Source organism: Mycobacterium sp. (assembly GCF_032162105.1).
GTDB lineage: Bacteria > Actinomycetota > Actinomycetes > Mycobacteriales > Mycobacteriaceae > Mycobacterium.
In genome coordinates, this window is the sequence record NZ_JAVRPS010000006.1 from 1 (window position 1) to 7,108 (window position 7,108).

General features: G+C 64.0%; 7 protein-coding genes and 1 pseudogene. 7 read left to right on the forward strand and 1 reads right to left on the reverse strand.

All coding sequences use genetic code 11. The annotated features are described in order from the left end of the window. Positions 1-373 (forward strand): annotated as a pseudogene (locus tag QOC69_RS00170) (hypothetical protein); the annotation flags it as partial. Between the two features lie 310 nt (positions 374-683). Here the strand turns inward: QOC69_RS00170 and QOC69_RS00175 are convergent. Continuing rightward, positions 684-1,583 (reverse strand): LLM class F420-dependent oxidoreductase, encoded by a 900-nt coding sequence (locus QOC69_RS00175; RefSeq protein WP_526435148.1) that lies wholly within the window; start codon positions 1,581-1,583, stop codon positions 684-686. 501 nt (positions 1,584-2,084) lie between these two features. On the opposite strand from QOC69_RS00175, the gene QOC69_RS00180 reads away from it, so the two are divergent. From QOC69_RS00180 to QOC69_RS00205, 6 genes are all read left to right on the forward strand, one after another. Beyond that, the gene (locus tag QOC69_RS00180) at positions 2,085-3,272 is read left to right on the forward strand and encodes a thiolase family protein (protein WP_526435150.1); all 1,188 of its coding nucleotides are present in this window, start codon (positions 2,085-2,087) and stop codon (positions 3,270-3,272) included. Further along, the gene (locus QOC69_RS00185; RefSeq protein WP_526435153.1) at positions 3,273-3,731 is read left to right on the forward strand and encodes a MaoC family dehydratase; all 459 of its coding nucleotides are present in this window, start codon (positions 3,273-3,275) and stop codon (positions 3,729-3,731) included. It abuts the gene before it with no gap. Next, positions 3,728-4,138 carry a MaoC/PaaZ C-terminal domain-containing protein gene (locus QOC69_RS00190; protein ID WP_526435155.1) on the forward strand — a complete coding sequence of 137 codons (411 nt, stop codon included), beginning with the start codon at positions 3,728-3,730 and terminating at the stop codon, positions 4,136-4,138. Before QOC69_RS00185 ends, QOC69_RS00190 begins: the two co-directional genes overlap by 4 nt. Positions 4,139-4,184: 46 nt before the next feature. Next, a complete protein-coding gene (locus tag QOC69_RS00195; RefSeq protein WP_526435157.1) occupies positions 4,185-5,015 on the forward strand; it encodes an SDR family NAD(P)-dependent oxidoreductase in 831 nt (276 codons plus the stop codon). 10 nt (positions 5,016-5,025) lie between these two features. Further along, complete coding sequence (locus tag QOC69_RS00200; RefSeq protein WP_526435159.1) at positions 5,026-6,168, forward strand: acyl-CoA dehydrogenase family protein; 1,143 nt, start codon at positions 5,026-5,028, stop codon at positions 6,166-6,168. 91 nt (positions 6,169-6,259) lie between these two features. Next, the coding region (locus QOC69_RS00205) for an acyl-CoA dehydrogenase family protein (RefSeq protein WP_526435161.1) at positions 6,260-7,108 on the forward strand (849 nt) is incomplete at its 3' end.

A 7,108-nucleotide genomic window follows, 5' to 3' on the forward strand; every position in this document is an offset into this window, starting at 1 on the left:
GGAGACAGCGTCGGACCGCACCGACATCGAGGTGCTGTGGGAGCATCTTCCCGAGCCGATCGACCTGGAGATCTGCGGTGACTGGCTCTATTGGACGGACCGCGGCGCACCGCCGAAGGGGAACACGCTGAACTGCGCCCCGGTCCCGGCTTCGGGCGAGAAGGGCACCGATCCCGAGGTTCTCGCCGATGGGTTCCGCGAGGCCATCGGCCTCGCCGTGGACGGCGGGGCCGGGGTCGTGTATGTCTCGGACCTGGGCGGGCAGATTCGGTCCGTGCCGATCCCGGGAGGTTCGATGCTTGGCCCTCGTGTGGTCGCCGAACTGCACGAACCCGTCACCGGGATCGTCGGAATCCGCACCGACACGAAATGAAATGAACTAGGGATGACGGGCGAGGTCACCATGTCGTCCACGCACTCCTTCGAGGACATCCGTAACGCTTCCACGTCCTTCCTGATCCACAGAATCGTCGCCTGCCGAGCAAGACCGCGACGCCGTTCGGCACCGAGCCCAGTTCGGTCGCGTTCGGACATTAAGTGCTCGTGCGTTCCGCTCAAATAGCATGGATGGCAAGCCCGTCCGCCGACACGTGTGTGCTTCAAGCAACCTCATATGTACGGCCGAAGGAGAGGTTGATGACCGAACTGCGCTGGTGATATGTGACGCCGGTCCCTTGGGCACGTCACGACAAGCCGAGCGTGTCTGCGACCGAGGCGAGGTAGTCGATGTGGCCATCGACGGAGTCCAGGCCGAGGCCTATCGTGGCCACCGAGACATGGGTACCGCCTGCCTCGCGCCAGGCGTCGATCTTCGCCGTGAGCTCGCCTACGCTGCCCCGGCTAAGCGCCATATAGTCCCCGCCGAAGTCGTCGACCGACCTGCCGAGAGCGCCCACCCGATCACGCAGCCCTTTCCAGGCGTCGATGGCGACACTTAGGTCGAAGCCGGCACCAAAGATGAAGCCGTCCGCGAGTCGGGCGGCCCGGTCGTACGCGGCGTCGCTGATTCCACCAAGCCAGATCGGGATGGGCCGCGTTGGTTTCGGCACCAATGACGCTCGATCAACCCGGTCGAACCGGCCCGAGAAGTCGACGACAGGTTCGGTAAACAACCGGCGAAGAAGCTCGATCTGCTCCTCCTGCCTGGCACCGCGGGTACCGAAGTCCTGCCCGAGGGCCTCGTACTCGACGTGGTTCGAGCCGACGCCCACACCCAGGCGGAGTCGACCGCCGGACAGGAGGTCAACATCGGCCGCCTGCCGTGCCACCAGCGCTGTCTGGCGCTGCGGAAGGACCAGAATCCCGGTGGCGAAACCGATTCGCTCGGTGATGCCGGCCAGATAAGCGAATGTCACGAACGGGTCGTGGAACGGGTCGCGCTCTGTGGGGCCCATGAGCGGAGGCGTTCGATCGGCGTGAACGGCCCCGAGCACGTGATCGTAGGCGAGGAGGTGGTCAAAGCCCAGGTCCTCGACCGCTCTCCCAATCCGTCCAACAGCGCTCGGATCTCCTCGAAGCTCGTACAGTGGGGAGACGACGCCGATCTGCATGGTCTTCGTCGCCGGTGATGGCGTTGGCCTCATAGCAATTCGAGCAGTTGCAGGTTGGTGGGCAGCGAGACGCCGGTGGTTGATGCGGTGGTCATGCCTGGAACGCTCCTCGATGGTGGCAGTGGCCGAGAGGCGACTGGTGCCACCCCCTGATGGCGTCGGGCAACAACGCCCGATATATGCAAGTTACGGCATAACGCGAGTCACTCGCAATATCCTACTACTCGTATCTAGTTCGGCCAACACGGCGACGGTCTCAACGCAAATCGGCATTTCACGCAAATGACCTGGCACCTTGCGGGTTCACTGCTCGGTCCTAATTCTGGCCGCCTGCCGCCCGCACTACACCGCGGGACTCGTCCCGGTCACGCCCATCCCATTGAAGGGTCTTCCGCTATCCGCCGCGCAGGCTGCCGCATTCGACAACGTGGCCAGCAACAGGCAATGGCGGCTCGGGTGGTTCAGTCTGCACCGTGCAATCGATGATGTGCAAGCTGCTTGTATAATCGTGTGACTCGCGGTATTACTAGCTAGGTGACGAAGAACAACGCACGGGTGGTGGGCGTGGGAATGGTCCCGTTCAAGAGCCCGAGTCGCAGCGAGTCCTACGACGTGATGGGCGAGAAGGCGGCTATCGTGGCCCTCGCCGACGCCGGGATCGACTACCGGCAGGTCCAGCACGCATACGTCGGCTACGTCTACGGTGACTCGACCTCTGGACAAGCGGCCCTCTATGGGGTGGGCCAGACCGGTATCCCGATCGTCAACGTGAACAACGCCTGCGCGACGGGTTCCTCCGCGCTTTTTCTCGCCAGGCAGGCCGTGGAGAGCGGTGTCGTCGATTGTGTACTCGCCCTGGGATTCGAGCAGATGCAGCGCGGCGCACTGGGCACACACTGGTCGGACCGGCCAACACCTTTCGACCGGTTCGACGAAGTGATGCACGCGGTCCAAGGTCGAGACGAGTCGCCCTTCGCAGCACAATACTTCGGCGGCGCGGGACGGCAGTACGCCGAGAAGTACGGCACTGCCCAGGAGACCTTTGCCAAGATCTCGGTCAAGGCCCGCCGGCATGCCGCCAATAACCCATATGCCGTCTTCCGCGACCAGGTCACCGTCGAGGAGGTGATGGCGTCGCCGCACATCTACGGCCCGCTGACTCGGCTGCAGTGTTGCCCGCCCACCTGCGGCGCGGCGGCAGCAGTGATCTGCAGCGAGGAGTTCGCTCGCAAACACGGCCTCGACGCTTCGGTCGTCATCAGGGCGCAAGCGATGACGACCGACTCTGCGTCGACATTCGACAGCGCCGACATGATGAACTTGGTCGGGTACGGCATGGCCAAGGCTGCAGCAGACCAGGTCTACGAAGCTGCTGGCGTCGCCCCCGAGGACATTCGAGTCGTCGAGCTGCACGACTGCTTCACCACCAACGAACTGATCACCTACGAAGGGCTCGGGCTCACGCCTGAGGGCACTGCCGAGAAGTTCATCGCCGATGGCGACAATACCTACGGCGGACGAGTCGTCACCAACCCGTCGGGCGGTCTGCTGTCGAAGGGTCACCCGCTCGGGGCAACCGGCCTTGCGCAGTGCGCCGAGCTGGTGTGGCAGCTGCGTGGGCAGGCCGAGGCCCGGCAGGTCGAGGACGTCAAACTCGCGCTGCAGCACAACATAGGAGTCGGTGGAGCAGCGGTCGTGACACTGTACGAGAAGGTGAGCTGAGTGGCCGTAGACTCAGCGTTCGTCGGAACCCAGCTTCCGGCAACAACTCTCACTGTCGACGCCGGCCGCCTTCGCTTCTTCGCAAAGGCAATCGGCGAGACCAACCCGCTGTACACCGACGTCGAAGCCGCGAAAGCCGCTGGCTACGCCGATTTGCCCGTGCCGCCGACGTTCCTCTTCTCCATCGAGCTGGAGAATCCGGACCAGTTCCGATGGGTCGTCGACCAGGGCATCGACCCGCGGTTCGTACTACATGGCGAGCAGTCCTTCACCTATCACTCCATCGCACACGCAGGTGACACGCTTACGGCGACGCCGCGGATCGTCGACGTCTATAGCAAGAAGGGCGGAGCGCTGGAGTTCATCGTCAAGAGCACCGCCGTCACCCGCGCCGACGGGATCGCCGTTGCCGACCTGGAGACGGTAATCGTCGTCCGCAACCCGGGGGCAGCCAAATGACGTGGACTCAGCAGATCGAGGTCGGCACCGAACTTCCGGCATTGAAGATCGACACGATCTCGCGCACGACGCTGACATTGTTCGCCGGCGCCTCCGGCGACCACAATCCGATGCACATCGACATCGACGTGGCCAAGTCCGCGGGCCTGGGCGATGTGTTCGCGCACGGCATGCTGTCGATGGGCTACCTCGGCCGCCTGCTAACCGATTGGGTTCCGCAGCAGCGGATCCGGTCCTACCGGGTGCGCTTCGCGGCCATCACCCCGGTGCTCGGCCAGCCGACTGCCACCGGGAAAGTCGTCTCGATCGACGAGGTGGACGGCGAACGCCGGGCGACCTTGGAGCTCGCCGTCACCCTCGCCGACGGCACCGTCACCCTGACCGGAGACGCCGTCGTCGCACTGTGACATTCCCCGTCGCTTCGCTCGCCCCAACTGAAAGGCATCGCAGAACATGGGAACTCTTGATGGCAAGGTCGCCATTGTCTCCGGCTCGGGTCGCGGCATCGGCCGCGAGATCGCGCTGAAGCTCGCCGCCGAGGGCGCCTCGGTCGTGGTCAACGACCTCGATGCCGAGCCGGCGAAGGAGACCGTCGCCGCGGTCGAGACCGCAGGGGGCAATGCTGTCGAATGCTCGGGCAGCGTGACCGAGGTCGGATTCGCCGAGCGCTTCGTGCAGGCTGCCGTCGACAACTTCGGCGGACTGGACATCATCGTCAACAACGCTGGCTACACCTGGGATTCGGTGATCCAGAAGATGACCGACGAGCAGTGGGACGCCATCCTCGACGTGCACCTGAAGGCGCCGTTCCAGATTCTGCGTGCCGCCCAGCCCGTGATCTCCGCCGCGGTCAAGAAGACCAAGGCAGCCGGCGAGCCGGTCCCGTGCCGCAAGGTCGTCAACATCTCCTCACTCTCTGGGACGGGTGGCAGCATCGGACAGGCGAACTACTCGGCGGCCAAGGCCGGTGTCACTGGTCTGACCAAGACCCTCGCGAAGGAGTGGGGCCGCTACAACGTCACCGTCAACTCCGTGGCGTTCGGCATGATCAAGACCCGCCTCACCGAGGCGCCTGCCGGCGCAGGCGCCACCATCGACGTGGAGGGCAGGGCAATCAAGGTCGGCGTGAACCCGGACGTGCTCACTGCGATGGAACAGTCGATTCCGCTCGGCCGCGGCGGCTCCCCCGTCGAAGCGGCCGGCGCCGTTTACCTGCTGTGCACGCCTGAATCCAACTATGTCAGCGGGCAGACTCTGGTCTGTGGCGGCGGCCTCAACTTCTGAGAGAACCACGATGTATCGCTCACTTTGGATCGACGACGAGGTCGCCGCGCTGAGGGACATGGCTCGCAAATTCTTCGACATCGAAGGGGCTCCGAATCGGGAGCGCTGGGAACAGCAGCAGCACGTCGACCGGGAGTTCTGGCTCAAGGCGGCGAAGCTGGGCCTGCTGTGCGCGGCAATACCGGTCGAATATGGCGGTGGCGGCGGCACACTTGCGCACGACCTGGCGATCTTTGAGGCGGCGTCGGCCAGCGGCGAAATCGGCTTCGGCAATCACGCGCATAGTGGGGTCGTCGCGCACTACCTGTCGAACTACGGTACCGAGCAGCAGAAGCGGCGCTGGCTTCCCAGGATGGCAAAAGGCGAGCTGATCGGCGCAATCGCCATGACCGAGCCGGGCGGCGGGTCGGACCTCAAAGCTCTTCGCACCACCGCGATCCGGGACGGTGACCATTACCGACTCAACGGCGCGAAGACGTTCATCTCGAACGGCGCCACTGCGGACGTCATCGTGCTCGTGGTCAAGACCGACCCTGCCGCCGCGTCGATCCACGGCATCTCGCTATTGGTCTTGGAGACGGCGGACGCTGCCGGATTCAAGGTTGGCAAGAACTTGAAGAAGGTCGGCATGAAGGCGGCGGACACCGCCGAGCTGTTCTTCGACGACGTGCGAGTCCCGGTGGCGAACTTGCTCGGTGACGAGGGCAAGGGCTTCAGCTACTCGATGGCCCAGCTCGCCTGGGAGCGCCTGATCATCGCCGTTCTGGGAATCGCCGCGCTCGAGCGAGCCGTCGAGGAAACCGTCGCTTACACGAAGCAGCGCAAGGTGTTCGGGCAGGCACTCTTGGACATGCAGAACACCCGATTCGAGCTCGCCGAGTGTGCCACTATCGCTCACATTGCGCGCGTCTTCGTTGACAGCTGTGTCGAGCGCCACCTGCGCGGCGAGCTGGATTCAGCCGCCGCCTCCATGGCCAAGTACTGGGTCACCGACATGCAGTGCCAGGTCGTCGACCGTTGTGTGCAGCTGTTCGGCGGCTACGGCTACATGCTGGAGTATCCGATCGCCCAGATGTTCATCGACGGACGCGCTCAGCGAATCTACGGCGGCGCCAACGAGATCATGAAGGAACTCATCGCCCGCTCGTTGTAGCCGAAAAAGGGACGAAATGCAGATCACCCAGCCAGAAAACCTACGCATCCTCAAAACCTTGCCACCCCTACCCACCCACTAGGAGCACACCATGGGCGTTGAGTTCAGTCAGGAGCAGCAGGATTTCGCCAAGGCCATTGCTGACTTCGCCAAGCGCGAGGCAGGCACCCGAGAGAAGCGGGACCAGCTCACCAACCATGATGAGCACCAGCACAATCCGGCCCTCTACAAGAAGATGGCCGAGCTGGGTTGGCTTGGCCTGACCGTCTCGGAGGAGTATGGGGGCTCGGACGCCTCCATGGTGGACATGTGCATCTTGCTCGAAGAGACCTCGCGCGGCATGCTGCCGATCAGCGCGATTGGCCCGACGTTCATCACCGGCGGCCCCTACCAGAGATTCGGCACCGAAGCGCAGAAGGAGAATGTGCTGCGCGGCATCGTACGCGGTGCGTCCCAGTCGATTTCGATGTCCGAGCCCGAGGCGGGCTCCGACGTCGGCAACCTCAGCACCAAGGCTGAGAAGACCTCGGAGGGTTGGCTCATCAACGGCCAGAAGACGTGGTGTTCCAACGCGCACATCTCCGAGAACATCCTGCTCGTCGCGCGCACCGACCGCGGCGGCGGAAAGCACGAGGGACTCACCATGTTCCACGTTCCCGCCGATACCGGGGGCCTCAAGATCAGCCCGATCGAGCTGATGGGCGGTCAGAAGGATACCAACGACCTTTACTTCACCGACGTCGTGCTACCCGCCGAAGCGGTCATCGGCGAAGTCGGCAACGGCTGGCGCCAGCTCATGACCGGGCTCAATTTCGAGCGCCTCATCATCGCGGCCCAGAACCTCGGCGCCGCTCAGCGCGCGTTCGACGACACCCTGCAGTTCATCAGTCAGCGTAGGCAATTCGGCCGTCCGATCGGGTCATTCCAGGCTCTGCGGCAC